Annotated in this window: 15 protein-coding genes and 1 pseudogene; 10 read left to right on the top strand and 6 right to left on the bottom strand. The window is 70.7% G+C overall.

Annotated features, from left to right (window positions below):
- The first annotated feature begins 2 nt into the window (after nucleotides 1–2).
- From AB0K00_RS03270 to AB0K00_RS03285, 4 genes and pseudogenes are all read left to right on the top strand, one after another.
- A complete protein-coding gene (locus AB0K00_RS03270) occupies nucleotides 3–176 on the top strand; it encodes a hypothetical protein (RefSeq protein ID WP_363514409.1) in 174 nt (57 codons plus the stop codon).
- Between the two features lie 12 nt (nucleotides 177–188).
- Nucleotides 189–839: pseudogene (locus AB0K00_RS03275) on the top strand (hypothetical protein); the annotation flags it as partial.
- 934 nt (nucleotides 840–1773) lie between these two features.
- Nucleotides 1774–4947: a S8 family serine peptidase gene (locus AB0K00_RS03280; protein WP_363514412.1), complete on the top strand. Its 3174-nt coding sequence runs from the start codon at nucleotides 1774–1776 to the stop codon at nucleotides 4945–4947.
- Between the two features lie 91 nt (nucleotides 4948–5038).
- Complete coding sequence (locus tag AB0K00_RS03285; RefSeq protein ID WP_363514415.1) at nucleotides 5039–5494, top strand: MaoC family dehydratase; 456 nt, start codon at nucleotides 5039–5041, stop codon at nucleotides 5492–5494.
- Nucleotides 5495–5498: 4 nt separating this feature from the next.
- On the opposite strand, the gene AB0K00_RS03290 is transcribed toward AB0K00_RS03285, so the two are convergent.
- Genes AB0K00_RS03290 through fabG form a run of 3 tightly spaced genes read right to left on the bottom strand, consistent with a single transcriptional unit; the run spans nucleotide 5499 to nucleotide 8516 of the window.
- Nucleotides 5499–6566, bottom strand: coding sequence for an acyl-CoA dehydrogenase family protein (locus AB0K00_RS03290; RefSeq protein WP_363514418.1), 1068 nt, complete (start codon nucleotides 6564–6566; stop codon nucleotides 5499–5501).
- The gene (locus AB0K00_RS03295; RefSeq protein WP_363514421.1) at nucleotides 6563–7744 is read right to left on the bottom strand and encodes an acyl-CoA dehydrogenase family protein; all 1182 of its coding nucleotides are present in this window, start codon (nucleotides 7742–7744) and stop codon (nucleotides 6563–6565) included. Before AB0K00_RS03295 ends, AB0K00_RS03290 begins: the two co-directional genes overlap by 4 nt.
- A gap of 10 nt (nucleotides 7745–7754) precedes the next feature.
- Entirely contained in the window at nucleotides 7755–8516 is a 762-nt protein-coding gene (gene fabG / locus AB0K00_RS03300) for a 3-oxoacyl-ACP reductase FabG (RefSeq protein WP_363514424.1), read from the bottom strand.
- Between the two features lie 203 nt (nucleotides 8517–8719).
- On the opposite strand from fabG, the gene AB0K00_RS03305 reads away from it, so the two are divergent.
- The 4 genes from AB0K00_RS03305 to AB0K00_RS03320 all read left to right on the top strand — a co-directional run bounded on the left by AB0K00_RS03305 (nucleotide 8720) and on the right by AB0K00_RS03320 (nucleotide 13076).
- Nucleotides 8720–9700, top strand: a complete 981-nt coding sequence (locus tag AB0K00_RS03305; protein WP_363514427.1) for a hypothetical protein — start codon at nucleotides 8720–8722, stop codon at nucleotides 9698–9700.
- Nucleotides 9700–10332, top strand: coding sequence for a hypothetical protein (locus AB0K00_RS03310; RefSeq protein WP_363514429.1), 633 nt, complete (start codon nucleotides 9700–9702; stop codon nucleotides 10330–10332). The genes AB0K00_RS03305 and AB0K00_RS03310 overlap by 1 nt, the downstream gene beginning before the upstream one ends.
- A gap of 3 nt (nucleotides 10333–10335) precedes the next feature.
- Nucleotides 10336–11145, top strand: a complete 810-nt coding sequence (locus AB0K00_RS03315; protein ID WP_363514432.1) for an endonuclease/exonuclease/phosphatase family protein — start codon at nucleotides 10336–10338, stop codon at nucleotides 11143–11145.
- Between the two features lie 239 nt (nucleotides 11146–11384).
- Nucleotides 11385–13076, top strand: coding sequence for a substrate-binding domain-containing protein (locus AB0K00_RS03320; RefSeq protein ID WP_363514435.1), 1692 nt, complete (start codon nucleotides 11385–11387; stop codon nucleotides 13074–13076).
- Nucleotides 13077–13098: 22 nt separating this feature from the next.
- Here the strand turns inward: AB0K00_RS03320 and AB0K00_RS03325 are convergent, their stop codons facing one another.
- Together AB0K00_RS03325 and valS are read right to left on the bottom strand one after the other, a co-directional pair.
- A complete protein-coding gene (locus AB0K00_RS03325; RefSeq protein ID WP_363515055.1) occupies nucleotides 13099–13905 on the bottom strand; it encodes a TrmH family RNA methyltransferase in 807 nt (268 codons plus the stop codon).
- Nucleotides 13905–16394, bottom strand: a complete 2490-nt coding sequence (gene valS / locus AB0K00_RS03330; RefSeq protein ID WP_363514438.1) for a valine--tRNA ligase — start codon at nucleotides 16392–16394, stop codon at nucleotides 13905–13907. The genes AB0K00_RS03325 and valS overlap by 1 nt, the downstream gene beginning before the upstream one ends.
- 18 nt (nucleotides 16395–16412) lie before the next feature.
- Between valS and AB0K00_RS03335 the strand changes: the two genes are divergently transcribed.
- The gene (locus tag AB0K00_RS03335) at nucleotides 16413–17843 is read left to right on the top strand and encodes a fused MFS/spermidine synthase (RefSeq protein WP_363514439.1); all 1431 of its coding nucleotides are present in this window, start codon (nucleotides 16413–16415) and stop codon (nucleotides 17841–17843) included.
- On the opposite strand, the gene AB0K00_RS03340 is transcribed toward AB0K00_RS03335, so the two are convergent.
- Entirely contained in the window at nucleotides 17830–18576 is a 747-nt protein-coding gene (locus tag AB0K00_RS03340) for an SDR family oxidoreductase (protein ID WP_363514441.1), read from the bottom strand. The two genes, AB0K00_RS03335 and AB0K00_RS03340, sit on opposite strands and share 14 nt — an antisense overlap.
- 143 nt (nucleotides 18577–18719) lie before the next feature.
- On the opposite strand from AB0K00_RS03340, the gene AB0K00_RS03345 reads away from it, so the two are divergent.
- A complete protein-coding gene (locus tag AB0K00_RS03345; RefSeq protein ID WP_363514444.1) occupies nucleotides 18720–19061 on the top strand; it encodes an STAS domain-containing protein in 342 nt (113 codons plus the stop codon).
- Nucleotides 19062–19068: the final 7 nt, after the last annotated feature.

Here is a 19068-nt window from a genome sequence, read left to right on the forward strand (position 1 = left end):
ATATGACCGAGCCACAGGTACGTGAAGTGGAGCCCTTCCCCGGCTTCGACGTCGACGATCTCGGTGACTTCGCGGTGGAGCACTGCAGCGTTACGCTGGCCGACCAGCTGGCCGGCGGCCCGGAGCACGCCACCGAGCCCGACAGCCCGAAGGGACTGGCCGGCATGGACGATTGAGTTCGCCGATGGATGGGCATCCATCAGCGCATGGTCCGTGATGCCCTCAGCGACGTCGTACGGTTCGTGCCGTCACTGCTGCTGTTCCTTGTCATCCTGCTGGTCGGCTGGGGCCTCGCGGTCCTGCTCCGGGCGGGGGTCCGCAAGCTGCTGGCCAAGGTCGGCTTCGACCGGCTGGTCGAGCGCGGCGGCGTCGGACGGGCACTGTCGCGGACGAGCTTCGACGCCGGCGACCTGATCGCCAAGCTCGTCTACTACGCGATCCTGCTCTTCACGCTGCAGATCGCGTTCGGCGTGTGGGGGCCGAACCCGGTCTCCGAGCTCATCGACAGCGTGGTCTCCTGGCTGCCGAGGGCGGCCGTCGCCATCGTGATCGTGGTCGTCGCCGCGGCCCTCGCCAATGGCCTGCGCGACCTGGTGACCGGCGCGCTGGGCGGCCTGTCGTACGGGCGGCTGCTGGCCAACCTCGGCTACTGCTTCATCCTCGGGCTGGGCGTCATCGCCGCGCTGAACCAGATCGGCATCGCCACGTCGGTGACGACGCCGGTGCTGATCGCGGTGCTCGCCACGATCGCCGGCATCCTCATCGTCGGGGTCGGCGGCGGGCTGGTCCGCCCGATGCAGCAGCGGTGGGAGGGCTGGCTGACCCGCGTCGAGCAGGAGGCGCCGGCGGTGTCCGAACGCGTCCGGGCCGCCGCGCAGACCCGCCGCGAGGAGGCCGAGGCCCGCCGCGCGGCGGAGGCCGAGGCCCTTCGCCAGGCGGAAGCCGCCCGGCAGGCGGAAGCGGCCCGCCAGGAGGCCGAGGCCGAACGCCAGGCCGAGGCGGACCGCCAAGCGGCGGCCGCGCGCCAGGCCGAGGCGACCCGGGTCTCCGAGCCCACCGGGCCGGTCGACGGGCCGACGATGATCGTGCCGACCCTGCCCCAGCCGGTGCCGCCGGCTACGCAGAGTGGGCAGGTGCAGGTCCCCGCCCAGCGGCCGGTGACCGAGCCGCCGAAGGACCCCGACCAGACCATGGTCATCAACCCGCCACGCGACGACTCCTGACCGGACCCGCTTTCGACGACCCGCCCCGAGAGGGCGGGTTTGTCGTTTCATGCGCAACTGGTGCAAACCGCCGCCAGCGAATATTTCCCCTCACTCCGGATCACTCGGACATTGCAATTTGTTGATATACGCAATGGCTGCCCCGGTAAACCCTCGACATTGCCCTACAACCCCTGTTCGGCGCTTTTCTGCGGAGTGATTGCCTCTGTTCCGCGGTCTCGAAAACTGGCATGTTGTGACGGCGTATATCGAGCATTCGAGATATGCGGCGACGGCGTGCGCGTAGACCGAGGGTGGGCCACGCCGGAGCAGCAACGCGGGGGAAAGCAGTCACAAACCCTTCGGACACAGCCCGTCCATGAGAGGGGGCATGATGAGCCGACGGACCTGGGTGCGCGCCGCAATGGTGTCAGCACTCGTTCCGCCACTGCTCGTGATCGTCTCGGCAAGTCCGAGTCAGGCAGCACCGGTGCAGCGCGGCAGTCTGTCATCGGTGCCGGGTGCTTCGTTGGTCAAGCAGACCTCGACCGCGAAGTCACCCACCAGCCGCATGGCAAAGACCGACCCAGCCCTGCTCAACCGCACCGACAGCACCCAGCTGTCGATTGCGGTCAAGCTCGACTACGACTCCACCGCGACATATTCCGGCAGCATCGCCGGATATGAGGCGACGAGCCCGTCAGTCACCGGCAAGGAGCTTTCCGGAAGTAATGCGGAGCAGCGTTACGAAAGCCGCATCGCCGGAATTGAGGACAAGTTCCTCGCCGAACTCAAGAAACAGGTACCGGACGCCAAGATCGGTCAGAAGCTCCGCACGGTCTACGGCGGTATCGCACTGACGGTGCCGGCCAACAAGATCGGCGCGATCCTCAAGATCGACAACGTCGTGGCGGTCCAGTCCGACGCGGCCCGCGCACCGCAGACCGACTCCAGCACCAGCTTCATCGGTGCGGACCAGGTCTACCCGTCGCTCGGTGGCAAGCCGAACGCCGGCAAGGGCGTCATCTTCGGCTCGCTCGACAGTGGCGTGTGGCCGGAGCACCCGTCGTTCAAGGACAACGGCAACCTCGGCGCCCCGCCCGCGAAGGCGGACGGGACCCCGCGGGCCTGCGACTTCGGCGACAACCCGCTCACCCCGGCGGCCGACCCGTTCGTCTGCCAGAACAAGCTCATCGGTGGCAAGGGCTTCCTGGCCACCTACAACGCCAACCAGCCGGTGGAGATGTTCGGGTACACCGCCCGCGACTCCGACGGCCACGGCACCCACACCGCGTCGACCGCCGCCGGTAACCCGGTCGCCTCGGCGAACGTCCTCGGCGTCGAGCGGGGGCCGATCAACGGCGTCGCGCCCGGTGCCTGGATCTCGGTCTACAAGGTCTGTGGCGCGACCGGTTGCTACAGCACCGACTCGGCCGCCGCGGTCGCCCAGGCGATCAAGGACGGCGTCAAGGTCATCAACTTCTCGATCTCCGGTGGCGCGAGCCCGTACACGGACGTCGTGGAGCTGGCGTTCTTCGACGCCTACAAGGCCGGCGTCTTCGTGGCCGCCTCCGCCGGTAACTCCGGCCCCGGCGCGTCCACGTCCGACCACCTGTCGGGCTGGGTCACCACCGTCGCGGCATCGACGCAGAAGCGCTCCTTCGAGTCGACGCTGACCGTCGCGTCCAGCGACGGCACCCAGACGGTGCTCAAGGGCATCTCGATCACGCAGGGCATCAGCACCGCGACGCCGGTCGTGATGGCCTCGGCACCGCCGTACAACAACCCGACCTGTGAGGCCCCGGCCCCGCCCGGGATCTTCATCGGCAAGATCGTGGCATGCCAGCGCAGCCCGGGCCGCATCCTGAAGGGCTTCAACGTCAAGCAGGGCGGCGCGGCCGGCATGATCCTGTACAACAACCCGGCGGCTGACGCGCTGAGCGACAACCACTGGCTGCCGGCGGTGCACCTGGCCGACGGCACGGCGTTCCTGAACTACGTCGCGGCCCACCCGGGCATCACGGCGAAGTTCACCCAGGGTGAGAAGGTCATCGGCACCGGTGACGTGATGACGAGCTTCTCGTCGCGCGGCCCCGGCGGCCAGTTCATCAAGCCCGACATCACCGCACCCGGTGCGCAGATCCTGGCCGGCCAGACGCCGGTCCTGGATGACGTGCAGGGCGGCCCGCCCGGCCAGTACTTCATGGCCATCGCGGGCACCTCGATGTCGTCGCCGCACATCGCCGGCTCCGCCATCCTGGAGAAGGCGGCACACCCGGACTTCACCCCGGGTCAGATCAAGTCCTCGCTGATGACCACCGCGACCACCAACGTGAAGAAGGAGAACGGGACGACTCCGGCCGACCCGTTCGATCTCGGCGCCGGTCGCGTCCAGGTCAACCTCGCCGCCAACCCCGGTCTCACCTTCGACGAGACGGCCGACCGGCTGTTCGCGCTGGGCAACGACCCGGTCAACGCGGTGCAGATCAACCTGCCGTCGGTGAACGCCCCGGTCATGCCGGGCAAGCTCACCGCGGTGCGTACGGCGAAGAACGTCACCAACAAGACGCAGACCTACCGCGTCGAGACGACGTCGCCGGCCGGCTCCTCCATCACGGTCTCGCCGTCCACCTTCACCGTCGCACCGGGCAAGACCGCGACCATCAACATCACCATCAAGTCCAGCGCCCCCAAGGCGCAGTACTTCGGTGAGGTCCGGTTGAAGCCGCTCAGCTCGAGCGTGCCGGCGCTGCACCTGCCGGTCGCGTTCATCCCGCAGCAGGGTGACATCAAGGTGACCCAGGCCTGCAGCCCGGCGTCGCTGACGCTGCTGCAGACCAGCACCTGCACGATCACGGCCACCAACGGCACCTTCAACGACACCACGGCGGACTTCGCCACCACGACCACGCTCAACCTGCCGATCACCGGCGCGAGCGGTGCCACGGTGGTCAACCCGTTCAAGGCGGAGAAGAAGGCCGCGGCGCTCGCCGGCGCGGTGGCAGGCACACCGTCGATCGCCCCGGGCACCATCGCCGGGTACATCCCGCTCGACCTGTTCGGGGGCACGCTCGTGGCCCCGGTCGGCGACGAGGACCTGACGACGTTCAACGTGCCGCCGTTCAAGTACAACGGTGTCGAGTACACCTCGCTCACCATCGACTCCAACGGATACCTGTATCCGGGCAGTGACGACAGCAACGAGAACAACAACTGCTGTGACATCAGCCCGATCCCGAATCCCGCGAAGCCGAACAACGTGCTCGCCCCGTTCTGGACCGACCTCGACGGCACCGGCGCGACTGGCCTGCTGGTCAACGTGCTCACCGACGGCGTCGGCACCTGGATCGTGGTCGAGTGGCGGGTGAACGACTTCGGCACCACCAACGGCCGGACCTTCCAGGTCTGGCTGGGCTCGGGTGGTCCGCAGGACATCGCGTTCTCGTATGACTTCGCGACCGTCTCGAGCCTGCCGTCCGGCCAGGACCTCGTGGTCGGCGCCGAGAACGCGGCCGGCACCGGTGGTCAGGGTCTGCCGCTGAACACGCTGCCCGCCACGGACCTCTACGTCACCAGCACCGACCCGGTGCCCGGTGCGTCGACGTCCTACACGGTCAAGGTGCTGGGTCTGCTCCCAGGTTCGGGCAAGGTCACCACCTCGGTGGTCACCCCAGCCGTCCCGGGCACGACCATCGTCACCACTGACATCGGTGTGACGCTGAAGTTCAACCGCATCGGCACGTAAGCAGCACCATCGAAGCCGACGGCCGGTCCTGATCCCCAGGGCCGGCCGTCGGTCGTTGACGGATGTTGCACGGTGTGTGCAGGATCAAAGTATGCGGACGTTTGCGAGTGCGGGTGAGCTGCTGGCGGCAGTCGGTGAGGTCCTGGGCCACAGCGGCTGGCGGGAGGTCACCCAGGAGCAGATCAACCTGTTCGCCGAGGCCACCGGCGACCACCAGTGGATCCACATCGACCCTGAGAAGGCCGCCGCCGGACCGTTCGGCACCACCATCGCCCATGGCTTCCTGACGCTGTCGATGCTGCCGGTGCTGGCCTCCGAGGTGTACCGGGTGGAGGGCGTCCGGATGGGCATCAACTACGGCCTGGACAAGGTCCGCTTCCCCGCCACGCTGCCGGTCGGCTCCAAGGTGCGCGCGACGGTGCAGCTGCTGGTCGCCGACGACCTCGGCGAGGGCTGGCTGCAGCTGAAGAACAAGGTGACCATCGAGCGCGAGGGCCAGGAGAAGCCGGTCTGCGTCGCCGAATCCCTTACCCGGCTTCTCCTGTAACAGCTCAGGCGGGCAGCCCCGCCAGGTCGGCCAGGGCCGCGCGGTGGGCCGAGGCGGACCCGAAGGTCACCGCGTTGGAGCGGGCGCGCTTCAGGTACAGGTGTGCGGGGTGCTCCCAGGTGAAGCCGATCCCGCCGTGCAGCTGGACGCACTCCTCGGCGGCCTTGACCGCCACCGGGGAGCAGAACGCCTGTGCGAGGGCCGCCGCGACCGGCAGGTCCGGGTCCCCGGTCGCGAGGCAGTCGGCCGCGTAGCGGGCCACCGCGCGGGCCTGCGTGACGCTCACCCAGAGGTCCGCGAGCCGGTGCTTGATCGCCTGATACGACCCGACCTGCCGGGCGAACTGCCGCCGCGTCTTCACGTAGTCGACGGTCGTCGCCAGGCACCACTCGGCGACGCCGAGCTGCTCCGAGGCGAGCAGCGCCGCCCCGGCCCGCAGCGCCCGGTCCACCGGTCCGGTGGCGTCGGCGCTGACCAGCCGGCCGGTCACGCCGCGCAGCGTGACGTCGGTGAGCGGGCGGGTCAGGTCGAAACTCACCACGGGCACCCGTTCGGCGTCGGCGGCCTCGACCGCGTAGAGACCGGCGGCCGTCGGCACCAGCAGAACCTCGGCGAACCCGGCATCGACAACGCTGGTCACGGTCCCGTCGAGCCGGTCACCGTCCGCCGTCACCGACCATGCCCCGGCGGCACTGGAGGACAGCGGCACGGCCAGGGTCGCGACGCGGCCGCCGGCGGCGACCGCGTCGAGCAGCGGATCGCCGGTGCCCAGCAGCGCGGCGACGGCGAGCACGGAGCTGCCGAGGAACGGCACGGGCGCGACGCTGCGACCCAGCTCCTCCATCACCACGGCGGTCTCCCGCCAGGACGCGCCCGCGCCGCCCTCGGCCTCGGGCACCGGCAGGCCGGCCACCCCGAGGTCCACCGCCAGGGCCCGCCACAGCTTCAGGTCGACGGGCTCCGGCGACTCGATGCGGGCCAGCACGGCCTCGAACCCGGCGCGGGCCGCCAGCAGGGAGCGCACGCTGGCGCGCAGCTCCTCCTCCACGTCGCTGTACAGCAGGTCGGTCATTTGGGCAGGTCCTTCCACGCGACGTCCTTGTCGAGCCGGTGCTCCGGCGGCAGTCCGAGGACCCGTTCGGCGACGATGTTGCGCAGGATCTCCGACGTGCCACCCTCGATCGAGTTGCCCTTGGCGCGCAGGTACCGGTAACCCGCCGTCCGGCCGGCGAAGTCCACGACGGTCGGCCGGCGCATGGTCCACTCGTCGTGTCGCAGGCCCTCCTCGCCGAGCAGGTCCAGCTCCAGCGCGGAGATCTCCTGGTTGAGCCGGGCGAAGAGCAGCTTCGCCGCGGAGCCCTCCGGCCCGGGCTGCCCGACCGCCAGCTGCTGGCGCAGCCGCGTGCCAGTGAGCCGGGCCGCCTCCGCGTCCACCCACAGCCGCAGCAGGGCGTCGTGCAGCGCCGGGGTGCGCAGCTCGGGGCGCTTGCGCCACAGCTCGGCCACGATGCCGATGACGCCGCCCTCGCGGGGCGACGCGCCGCCGCCGATCGCGACCCGCTCGTTCATCAGCGTGGTCTGCGCGACCGCCCAGCCCTCGCCGACCGCGCCGAGCCGGTCGGCGTCGGGGACGCGGACGCCGGTCAGGAACACCTCGTTGAACTCCGCCTCGCCGGTGGCCTGCCGCAGCGGCCGCACCTCGACGCCGGGGGCGGTCATGTCGAGCACGAAGTACGTGATCCCCTGGTGCTTCGGCACGGCCGGATCGGTGCGGGCGATGAGGATCGCCCACCGCGCCTCGTGCGCCATCGACGTCCACACCTTCTGGCCGTCGACGACCCAGTCGTCACCGTCCTTGTCGCCGGCGCGGACCGCGCGGGTGGCCACGCCGGCCAGGTCAGAGCCGGCGCCGGGCTCGCTGAACAGCTGGCACCACACCTCCTCGCCGGTCCACAGCGGGCGCAGCCAGCGGCGCCGCTGCTCGTCGGTGCCGTGCCGCAGGATCGTGGGCGCGGCCATGCCGAGCCCGATGCCGATGCGGCGCGGGTTGTTGTCGGGGGCGCCCGCCGCGGCGAACGCGTCCTCGACGGCAGCCTGCTCCTCGCGGGGCAGGCCGAGCCCGCCGAGCCCCTCCGGGAACTGCACCCAGGCGAGCCCGGCGTCGAAGCGGGCCCGCAGGAAGTCCAGCGGCGCGAGCGCGTGCGGGTCGTGCGCGGCCAGGAAGTCCCGCGCGCGTTGTGCTGGGGTCATGATCGCCCTTTCAGTTGAGAGGGCCGCCGGCCACGTAGATGACCTGCCCGGAGACGAACCCGGCGCCCTCGCTCGCGAGGAACGAGATGGTGTGGGCGACGTCGGCGGGGACGCCGACCCGGCGGACCGGGATGCGCTCGGCGGCCGCCGTCTGGAACGTCTCGAAGTCGACCTTCATCCGGGCCGCGGTCGCCGCGGTCATGTCGGTGGCGATGAACCCGGGCGCCACGGCGTTGACGGTGACCCCGAACGGGCCGAGCTCGATGGCGAGGGTCTTGGTGAAGCCCTGCAGGCCCGCCTTGGCGGCCGAGTAGTTGGCCTGGCCCCGGTTGCCGAGGGCGGAGGACGAGGAGAGGTTCACGATCCGGCCGTATTTCGCCGCCGTCATGTGTACCTGTGCCGCCCGGCTCATGAGGAACGCGCCTCGCAGGTGCACGCCCAGGACGGTGTCCCAGTCGTCGTCGCTCATCTTGAACAGGAGGTTGTCGCGCAGCACGCCGGCGTTGTTGACCAGCACCACCGGCGGGCCGAGCTCGTCGGCGACCCGGGTCACGGCGGCGCTCACCGCTGCGGAGTCGGCCACGTCCGCGCCGACGGCCAGGGCGGTGCCGCCGGCCGCGCTGATCTGTTCGACGGTGTCCTTGCAGGCGCCCTCGTCCAGGTCGAGCACCGCGACGGCGAGCCCGTCGGCGGCCAGTCGGAGTGCGGTCGCGGCGCCGATGCCGCGGGCCGCGCCGGTCACGATCGCCACGCGGGCCTGTGTGTCAGTCATGCCTCCGATCCTCACCCCTGAGACACGGTCCTGAAAAGGCACTGCGAGTGCAAATTGTTCACAGGTCAGCCGAGGTGAAAGGTGGCTTATGTCCGATTGGTGGAATTTCCCGGAAGTTCCAGGCGGGGAACCGTTCAGGTGCGGCACGGTTGCGCCGATGGTCTCAGCGTCACACGGAAGCGACGGAATACCAGGGGGCACGGATGAACGGCAACGCGATCACGAAGGCGCTCACGCTCGCAGGCTTCGCCGCTCTGGCGGGTCTGGGCACGATGATCGGTTCGACCGCCCACGCCTCCGTCGCCGCTGCCACCGACGGCCACGTCGTCGCGTACGTCCGGGCCGGGGTCATCTACAGCAGCGACGGCACCACGGAGACCCGGCTCACCGAGGACGAGGTCAACGCCCGGCCGCGCTTCAGTCCGGACGGCAGCAAGCTTGCCTACCTGCACAACGACACGGTGTGGGTGATGAACGCCGACGGCAGCGACAAGCACCAGGTCAGTGACCGGACCGGCGGCGGGCCCTCGTGGTCGCCCGACGGCAAGCGGATCGCCTACGCGGCGCTGTCCTGCACCGGCGGCCCGGGCGTGTTCCAGGTGGGCACCGAGGGTGGCACCGCCTCCGAGCCGCTCTTCCCTGCCTCCTGCCGGGACCAGGCCGCCCCCGAGGTCGGCTACGTCATGGAGCAGCCCGAGGAGGCCTACCCCGCGGTCGGGCCGAACCTGGTGGACCGGTTGCGGACCGACGACGCCGTTGCCTGGTCGCCCGACGGCACCAAGATCGCCTTCCGTGGCGGCGAGTGCGAGTCGATCGCCGACAACTGCCTGAGCATCGGCAACGTGGCCACCGGCACCGAGCGCGCCATCGACTACTACGGCGGTGGCGGCAGCGGGACCAGCGGCTTCGGCGTCGTGCCGGCCTGGCGCGCCGATGGGCAGAAGGTCACCTGGACCACCTACACCGAGGACGGCACCGCCGTGCGCGTCACCGAGGCCGACGTCGACGGTGCGAACCGCCGCCAGGTCGGCACCGCGGACGACCGCGAGATGGTCTACGCGGGTACCCGCACCGGTGTGCTGACCGCCGCCCACGAGGGCCACTCCTGGATCATCGCGGTCAACCTGGCCACCGGCGCCCGCACCCCGCTGCACCAGGGTTCGCAGCCGACCGTCAGCGCTTGATGACCAGCACCCCCGCCGTCCTCCTCAGCGCGCTGGCGCTGACCGTGACCCTGAGCGCCTGCGACTCCGGTTCGACACCCGTCGAGCCGGAGTCTTCGCGTACCACTCCCGAAGGCGTCCTGCTCACGGTCGAGGACCTGCCCGACGGCTATGTGACCAGCCCGCCGCAGGCAGCGCCGGAGGTCAGCGCGAGCGGCTCGGTGAGCGTGGCCGGCTGCGACGTCCTGCTCAACCGGTTCCGTGACGGCGGCACCGGCGTCCGGTTCGAGGCCGGCCCGTCGGGACCCTTCCTCGCCGAGGAGTTGGCCGAGGATGCCCATGCGGCAGGTGTACTGCGGGACCTCGCCGGCCGGTGTGCCACGTTCACCGACACCGACGCGGGCGGCGAGACGACCAGTGTCACGGTGGCCGAGGGTGGCCTGCCGAGCCTTGGCGACGAGTTCGCGGCATTCCGGATGGCCGCGTCGGGCGGTGCCGGCGACGACGCGTACACGCTCAGCGGCTACCTCGTGGCGATCCGCGTCGGCGGCACGACCTGCACGATCGTGCACTTCGGCCAGCCCGGCGTCGACCCGGCCGAGACCGGGACGATCACGAGGGCCGCGGTACGCAAGCTGCAGCGGCGACAATGAGACATGCGGCTGGGCACGTTCAATCTCATGAACGGACGGTCCCTCGCCGACGGGCTGGTCGACACCGACCGGGTGCACGCGGCGATCGCGGGCCTCGACGCCGACGTGCTCGGCCTGCAGGAGGTCGACCGGGGCCAGCATCGCAGCGGCCACGCCGACCTCGCCGGGATCGCCGCCGACGCGCTGGGCGCGCCGGAGGTGCTGTTCGTGCCGGCGGTGGTCGGCACGCCCGGCGAGGGCTTCCGGGTGGCGACCGACGCGGATCAGGGCGGCGCCGATCCGCACTACGGCGTCGCGCTGGTGAGCCGCTATCCGGTGGTCGAATGGCGGATCACCAGGCTCCCGGCGGCCCCGCTGCGCTCGCCGATCCTGGTGGGTTCCATCGGCGGTCCGGGGTTCATGCTGCTCGACGACGAGCCGCGGGTGATGATCGCCGCGGTGCTCGAAACGCCGATCGGACGTGTGACGGTCGCCACCACGCACCTGTCGTTCGTGCCGGGATGGAACGTGCGGCAGCTCCAGTTGGTCCGCCGGGCGATGCGGGCGATGCCGGCGCCGCGCGTGCTGCTCGCCGACCTCAACCTCCCCGGCGGGCTGCCCCGGCTCTTCTCCGGCTGGCACCGTCTCGCCGGCCTGCCGACCTATCCATCACCGGCGCCACGTGTGCAGTTCGACCACGTGCTCGCCGACCGGCGGGGGCTCCACCGCCTCCCGAGGGTCCTGCAGGTGGCGAACCCGGTGATGCCCTTCTCCGACCACCGACCGCTCATTGTTACCCTCCGTGATCGACCGGGCACGCTGAAGATCGATTAGGGCAGATTTAAGCGCGAGTGGAATGCCTGCTTACGGCGGTTTGTCCGGGCCTGATTGCGAGCCGTGTTCGTTTAACTACGATTCTTCGGCGCCTTGTAGATTGGGCGTTCGTTTGTTGGGATGCGTACCGTCAGTGATTTCCAACCGAAGGTACAAGGCCGCAGAGGCCGCCGGTCCGGAGGATAAGAGCCGTGAAAGGTCGCCACCGCTCAGCGGGGTCGTCAGGCGCAGCGCTCAAAATGGGCGCCGCCGCCGTCGCCGTGCTCGTTGTCCTCGCCGGCAGCTGGTATGCGTTCCAGAAGTTCTCCCAGGCATCGTGCGGTTCGACCACGAAGCTCACGATCAGCGCCCCCGCCGACATCACCCCCGCGCTGAAGCTGCAGGTGGCCGACTGGTCCGAGCAGGCCAAGTCCGACGGCAGCTGTGTCGACGTCGAGGTCATCGAGGCGGCGTCCGCCGACGTGGCCGCCGCGATCGCCGCGACCTCGAAGAAGTCCCTGACCGGTGTCGGCCAGGCCAGCGGCAAGACCCGCATCCCCGACGTGTGGGTGCCCGACTCGTCGCTGTGGCTGCAGCGCCTGCGCGCCGCCAACCCCTCCAGCGTGCCGGCCACCGCCAAGTCGATCGCCCGCAGCCCGATCGTCGTGGCCGTGCCCGAGCCGATCGCGACGACGTCCTTCGGCTGGCCCAACACGAAGATCAAGTACACCGACCTGATCGCCAAGGTGTCCGGCGACCAGAAGGTCAAGCTCGGCATCGTCGAGCCCAGCCGTGACTCGACCGGCCTGGCCGGCCTGATGACCCTCGCCGCGGCGGCGACCGCCTCCGGCGGCGGCAACGCGACCCAGGCCACCCAGATCGCGACCGCCGCGCTGCGCGCCCTCGCGGCCGGCCGGTCGTCCATCAAGGACGACCTCATCCAGAAGTTCCCGCGCGGCTCCGACCCGCAGGCGCTCAGCGCCGGCCTCACCGTGGCACCGTTGTCGGAGCAGTCGGTCATCCAGTACAACGGCCAGCAGCCGCCGGTCCGCATCGCCGCCATCTACGCGGACCCGGCGCCGGTCGCACTCGACTACCCGTTCGTCGTGCTCACCAAGGACCGGGCCGCCACCGCCGAGCAGCTGCTCAAGTCGCTCAGTGGCGAAGGCTTCCGGGACCGCCTCGGCGCGATCGGCCTCCGCGGCTCCGACGGCGTCGCCGGCAAGGGCTTCCAGACGCCGACCAGCGCGCCGCCGGCGCTCGCCGCCAGCCAGATTCCCGAGCCGGCCGCGATCGAGGGCCTGCTGACCAAGTGGCAGGCGATCACCCTGCCGGCCCGCATGCTCGCCGTCATCGACGTCTCCGGCTCCATGCTCACGAAGGTCCCCACCGCCGGCGGCGTCGACCGGATGACCGTGACCCTGGAAGCGGCCCGCCGCGGCATGCAGCTCTTCGACGACTCCTGGTCCCTCGGCGTGTGGACCTTCTCCACCCAGCTCGACGGCGCGAAGGACTACAAGCAGATCGTGCCGATCGGCCCGCTGGTCAGCCAGCGCAACCAGTGCCTCCAGGCGCTGCAGGGGATCCGCCCGAAGCAGAACGGCGACACCGCCCTCTACGACACCATCCTCGCCGGCTACAAGGCCGTGCAGAGCGGCTGGGACAACGGCCGGATCAACTCCCTCATCGTCATGACCGACGGCGAGAACGACGACCCGGCCGGCGGCCTCTCCCTCGAGCAGCTGATCGCCGAGCTCAAGGCCACCGCCGACCCCGCCAAGCCGATCCAGGTGATCCTCATCGGCATCGGCGACAAGGTCGGCGAGGGCGCCATGCGCCAGATCACCGACGCGATCGGCGGCGGCACCTTCGTCGCCCCCGACCCCGCCAAGATCGGCGACATCTTCCTCCAGGCCATCTCCCTGCGCGGCCAGGCCGTCCCACCGAAGTAACCACCCGCGGCCGCGGCTCCGGCTACCAGTTGGCTTTGCGGGCTCTTGCCTCGTACAGCAGGACCGAGGCGGAGACCGAGACGTTGAGCGAGTCGCCGGAGCCGAGCATGGGGACGGCGACGCGCTGGTAGCCGTGGCCGTACCAGTCCTTGGCGATGCCGTAGCGCTCGCTGCCCACGACCAGGGCGGTGCGGCCCGAATAGTCGGCCTGGCGGTAGTTGACCGCCTCGTCGGTGTCGGCGAGCAGGACCGTGAAGCGGTGCCGGTCGAGCCAGGCGACGGCGTCCGTGGTCTCCTCGAACTCGACCGTCGGCACGGTCAGGATCGTGCCCTGGCTGGCGCGGATGACCTTCGGGTGGGTCAGCCGGGTCTTGCGGTTGGTGAGCACCAGGCAGTCGGCGCCGCACGCGTCGAGCGACCGGATCAGCGTGCCGAGGTTGCCGGGGATCTCGACGCCGTCGGCGACCAGCACCAGTGACGTCCGGCCGAACCGCAGGTCGGAGGCCTCCCACCGGGGCAGGGACGCCAGGGACAGCAGGCCGTCCGGTTTGTCGCGCTCGGACATCTTCTCCATCGTCCGCAACGAGACGCGGAAGGAGCGGTCCGCGCGCTCGGCGATCTCCGAAGCCCGTCGGTGCGCCTCGTCGGCGTAGATCGCCTCGGGGCACCAGAAGAACGTGTCGATCGGGGCGTTGGCCTCCAGGAGCATGTTGTGCGCCCAGAGGCCCTCGGCGACGAAGAGCTTGTAGCGGTTGGGTGCGGTGTTGTTCTGGATGTGCTGCACCTGCCGCACGGCGGGGTGCTGGACCCCGATGGCCTGGAGTTCCATCACAGCGTGACGGTAACCGACAGCTCCGCGGCGTCCGTGACGGCCCACTCGCGCACGTTGCCGGCGGCGGTGAGATCGGCCTGCACCTGCGCCAGCACGGCGGCGGGGCCGGCCACCGTCAGCAGCGTCACCTCGGCGCGCATCGACTGCTGGGCCGCCGACTTCGCCTTGCGCACCGCCGCGAGCACCGCCGTCGCGACCGTCAGAGGCGAAATGTCCGAAGCATCGGACAACGTCGGCCAGGAGGCACGGTGCACGGAGCCCGGCTGCCACCAGGACCAGACTTCCTCCGTCACATACGGCAGGAACGGCGCGAACAGTCGCAGCAACGTCGACAGCGCGGTCGTCAACGCGGCCCGGGCGGAGTCACCGCCGGCGACCTCGCCGTAGGCCCGCGCCTTCACCAGCTCCAGGTAGTCGTCGCAGAACGACCAGAAGAACTGCTCGGTACGTTCCAGAGCGCGGGCGTAGTCGTACACCTCGAACGCCGCGGTCGCATCGGCCACCGCCGTGGACAGTGCGGCCAGCAAGGCCTTGTCCACGGGCTCGGTGACCGCAGAAGAGGCGACCGCGGAGGACTCGCCGGCGGGGAAACCGAGCACGAACCGGCTCGCGTTGAGCAGCTTCGTCGCCAGCCGCCGGCCGACCTTCATCTGGTTGAGGTCCAGCGCGGTGTCCACGCCCGGCCGGGCGCTGGTCGCCCAGTATCGCAGCGCGTCCGCGCCGAACCGCTCCAGCAGCGACTCCGGCGAGTCGCCGGCGTTGTCCTTGGACTTGCCGATCTTCTTGCGGTCCGGGTCGACGATCCAGCCGGCGATCGAGGCCCGCTTCCACGGCAGCACGTCGTGCTCCACGTGCGCGCGCAGCACCGTCGAGAACAGCCAGGTCCGGATGATCTCGTGCGCCTGCGGGCGCAGGTCCATCGGGAACACCCGGCCGAAGAGGTCCGGGTCGTCCAGCCAGCCGCCAATGATCTGCGGCGTCAGCGAGGACGTCGCCCACGTGTCCATCACGTCCGGGTCGCCGACGAACCCGCCGGGCTGCCCGCGCTGCGACTCCTCGAAGCCGGGCGGGGTGTCGCTGCTCGGATCCATGGGCAGCGACGCGGGCACGATCGGCTCGTCGTAGAGGGGATGGGCGTCGGCGTCCAGGGGGTACCAGAGCGGAATCGGCACGCCGAAGAACCGCTGCCGGCTGATCACCCAGTCGCCGGTGAGCCCCTCGACCCAGTGCTCATAGCGGGTCCGCATGTGCGCCGGTGTCCACTGCAGCTCCCGCCCGCGCTCCAGCAGGGCGGCCCGCAGCTGCGGGGACCGGCCGCCGTTGCGGATGTACCACTGCCGGGTCCCCACGATCTCGAGCGGCTTCTCGCCCTTCTCGTAGAACTTCACCGCGTGCGTGATCGGCCGCGGCTCGCCCTCCAGCTCTCCCGAAGCCCGCAGCGCCGCCACCACCTTCTCCCGCGCCTGGTGCACGGTGAGCCCGGCGACCAGCGCGTAGCGGTCCTCGTCGACACCGGCGGGCGGCTGCAGCCCGAACCGGCCGTTGCGCTGGATGACGGTGCGGGTCGGCAGGTCGAGCTCGCGCCACCAGGTCACGTCGGTCAGGTCGCCGAACGTGCACACCATCACCAGGCCGCTGCCTTTGGTGGGGTCGGCCAGGGGGTGGGCGAGCAGCGGCACCTCGACCTGGAACAGCGGCGTGCGCACCGTGCTGCCGAAATGGGGCTGGAACCGCTCGTCCGAAGGGTGCGCGACCAGCGCCACGCACGCCGGCAGCAGCTCCGGCCGGGTCGTCTCCACGGCGAAGTCACCGAACCGGACCCGGTGGTAGGCGCCCGGCCGCTCCCGGTCCTCCAGCTCCGCCTGGGCCACGGCGGTGCCGAACGTCACGTCCCACAGCGTCGGGCCGTCCACCGCATAGGCGTCGCCGCGCTCGAGGCTGTTGAGGAACCCGCGCTGCGCGGCCGCCCGGGCCCGGTCGCCGATCGTCGTGTAGAGCAGCGACCAGTCCACGGACAGGCCGAGGTTGCGCCACAGCTGCTCATAGGCCTGCTCGTCGACCTCGGTCTGCCGCTTGCACAGGTCGATGAAGTTGCGCCGGCTGATCTTCTGCGGCGGGCCGCCCGCCGTCTTGGTGATCACCAGGTGCTCGTCGTAGGGCAGCGTGGGGTCGCACTGCACCCCGTAGGTCAGCTGCACCCGTCGCTCGGTCGGCAGGCCGTTGTCGTCCCACCCCATCGGGTAGAACACGACCCGGCCGAGCATGCGCTGGTAGCGGGCGATCGCGTCGGTCTGCGTGTAGGAGAACACGTGGCCGATGTGCAGCGCCCCGCTCACCGTCGGTGGCGGCGTGTCGATCGAGAAGATCTCGGCCCGGGTGGCGGTGCGGTCGAATCTGTAGGTCCCGTCGGCGTCCCATACCTTTACCCAGCGCTCCTCGAGTCCATCGAGGGTGGGCTTGGCAGGTATACGCGTCGAATCGGACATGTGCCCCATGCTAGAGCGGTGACTGCCGCGACACCCCTCAATAACCGCATCGCCGCCGCACTCGTCTTCCTGACCAGCGGGGCCGTGCTCGTCCTGGAGATCGTCGGGCTGCGGCTCGTCGGCCCGTACGTCGGCGTGACGCTGTCCAGCAGCACCGCCATCATCGGCATCGCCCTCGCCGCGATCGCCTACGGCGCCTGGACCGGCGGCTGGCTCGCCGACCGCCGCATCGACCAGCGCCGCCTGCTGTCGCCGCTGCTGCTGCTCGGCGCCGCCGCGACCGCGGCCACCCTGCCGATCATCCGGGTCGCCGGCGAGTGGCTGCGCGGCACCGAGGCCACCAGCGTGCTGCTCCTGGCGGCGATGACCCTCTTCGTGCCGGCCGCGCTGCTGTCCGCGGTCACCCCGCTGGTCGTCAAGCTCCAGCTCGCCGACCTCGCGCACACCGGCCGGGTCGTCGGCCGGCTGTCCAGCGTCGGCACCCTCGGCGCGATCACCGCCACGTTCGCGACCGGGTTCGTGCTGGTCGCCACCGTGCCGACCAGCGTGATTCTCTATTGCCTGGCCGGCATCCTGGCGCTTGCCGGGTTCGGATTCGGGGGGTACTGGCGGCGCCCCGGCACCGTGACGACGGCTCTCGTGTTCGTCGCCGTCGGCGTGCCGATCGGGATCGTCGCGCCCAACCCGTGCGACGTGGAGACCGCCTACACCTGCGCCGCGGTCGGCGTCGACGGCTCCGGGCGCACCCTCTTCCTCAACGGTGCCCAGCACTCCTATGTGGATCTCGACAACCCGGAGCACCTGGAATACGCCTACACCCAGTGGATCGGGTCCTATGTGGACAGTCTGCCGGCCGGGCCGCTCGCGGTGCTGCACCTCGGCGGCGGCGGGTTCACCCTCCCGCGGTACGTCGCCGCGACCCGCCCCGGCAGCGACAACCTCGTCCTGGAGCTCGACCCGGCGCTCGTCGCCCTCGACCGGCGCCGCCTCGGCCTGCGGACCGGCCCGCTGCTGCGGGTCGAGACCGGCGACGCGCGCGCCAACCTGCGCCGCCAGCCGTCCGCGTCCAGAGACGTGATCATCGGCGACGCCTTCGGTCACCTGGCGGTCCCGTGGCACCTGACGACCCGCGAGCTGGTCACCGACGTCCGCCGGGTCCTGCGCCCGGGCGGCGTCTACGCGCTCAACGTCATCGACGGCCCGGCCCGGCGGTTCATCCGCGCCGAGGTCGCCACCATCGCCGCGGTCTTCCCTCACGTGGCCCTGGTGGCCCCGCTGCCCGCGCTGCGCGGGGAGTCCGGCAGCAACTTCGTCGTGTTCGCCTCGACGTCGCCGCTGCGGCCCGCCGCGGACTCGTTGACGGGTGCGGACCTGCGCGCCTTCACCGGCGGGGCGAGAGTGCTCACCGACGACTACGCGCCGGTCGACCAGCTGCTCACCTGGGACTGAACGGCTTCGCCGGCCGCCCGGTCAGGCGTTCGACGTCGTCGCTCACCGCGGCCAGTTCGCCGGCGGCGATCGCCTCGTAGGAGGAGACCCAGCCGGCCACCTCGAACGCCGGCGCGTTGTAGTGGGCCCGGGATGCGTACGCCTCCTCGACGGTCTCCGGCACGTAACGGATCCCGAGCCGGGCCGCGACCTCGTGCAGGCTCAGCGCCTCGGGGCCGGTCAGGTCGTAGGTCCGCCCGTCGTGGCCGGCGCCGGTGAGCGCCACGACCGCGCACGCGGCGATGTCGTCGTAGCTGACCGCGGCCACCCGGCCGTCGCCCGCCGGGCCGCGGATCACCCCGTCGGGGCCGGCCAGCATCGGCAGCATCTCCTGATACAGGTTGTCGCGCAGGAACGTCCAGCCGAGCCCGGTCTCCCGGATGTACTGCTCGGTGTACCAGTGGTCGCGGCCGAACGTGAAGGTGCAGTCCGGTGCCGCGCCGGTGAAGGACAGGTACACGATCCGCTGCACCCCCGCCCCGACCGCGGCGTCGACCGCGCTGCGGTGCTCGGCGAGCCGGTCGGCCGACTCCCGCCCGGACACCAGGAACAGGGTCCCGACCCCGTCGAGCGCCTGCCGCATCCGTGGCGTGTCGCGGTATGCCGCGTCCTTGCGCGTCAGCCGCCGTGCCTCCGGCAGCGCCGCGGCCACCCTGCCGCCGACCTGGCCGGACGATCCTGTCACCGCGATCATCTTCGTCGAGCTCCTCTGGTGCTGCCGGCAGAACCGGGTCAAACGGTGTGAGCGTTTGAAGTCCGTCCAATGGGTACCACACACTGTTGACCAGCGATCAGTAGCCGATCCGCAGCTCAGTTCGCGAAGGGACATGGCACAACGTGGTCAACGACGGGACGGTATGGGAGCTGGCTGTGCACCGCGCCGGCGGGCTGGTGCGCCTCGAGGCAGTGGGTGACCTCGATCTTGACACCGCGCCGAAGCTGCTCACCGAGGTGGTCAAACAGCTGGACGCGGGGATGACGGAGCTGGTGATCGACCTGACCGCGCTGGAGTTCATCGACTCGAGCGGCCTGGGCACGCTGGTCGGCTGCTGGCGCCGGATCCGGGACGCGGGCGCGACCCTGACCGTCGCCAACCCTAACGATGACGTGTCGATGACGCTGGCGATCACCGGTCTCGACCAGATCCTGCCGATCCGCAACGAGAAGCAGGCGGCCTGAGCCAACC

Origin of the sequence: Dactylosporangium sp. NPDC049525, from assembly GCF_040676755.1 — a bacterium.
GTDB lineage: Bacteria > Actinomycetota > Actinomycetes > Mycobacteriales > Micromonosporaceae > Dactylosporangium.